This is a genomic window from Mesorhizobium sp. M00.F.Ca.ET.216.01.1.1 (genome assembly GCF_004010325.2).
Lineage (GTDB): Bacteria > Pseudomonadota > Alphaproteobacteria > Rhizobiales > Rhizobiaceae > Mesorhizobium.
Map to the genome: position 1 here is coordinate 1 of NZ_SADR02000131.1, position 449 is coordinate 449.

Annotated in this window: 1 protein-coding gene; it reads right to left on the reverse strand. The window is 57.9% G+C overall.

The window, feature by feature from the left end:
- Positions 1-449, reverse strand: a 449-nt coding sequence (gene lpxC, locus EN859_RS35380; RefSeq protein WP_135913613.1) for a UDP-3-O-acyl-N-acetylglucosamine deacetylase, incomplete at both ends; no start/stop codon positions are given.

Consider the following 449-nt stretch of genomic DNA (forward strand, 5'->3'; position numbering starts at 1 on the left):
GCGCAAGACCCAGCTCCCGCATCATCTCGACTTCATGCGCGAAGCCGAACGTGCGGGCGCGTGCGATTTCGCGCACGTACGACGTGTTGGCGAAATCCACTTCCAGCGCCTGGCCGGTTTTATCGACCGCCGGGTGACGGAAATCGATCGTGAACTTGAGTTTGAAACCGAAATACGGCTCGAGCCGGGCGAACTTGTCGCCGTCGCGAATCTCAACCGGCCTGGTGACCTTGATGAACTTCTTTGCCGCGTTCTGTTCTTCGATTCCCGCCGATTGGATCAGAAACACGAACGAGCTGGCGCTGCCGTCCATGATGGGAATTTCTTCGGCAGTGACGTCGACATACAGATTGTCGATGCCAAGACCGGCGCAGGCGGACATCAAATGCTCGATGGTCGAAACGCGCGCGCCGTCTTTCTGCAACACGGAAGCAAGACGAGTATCGCCA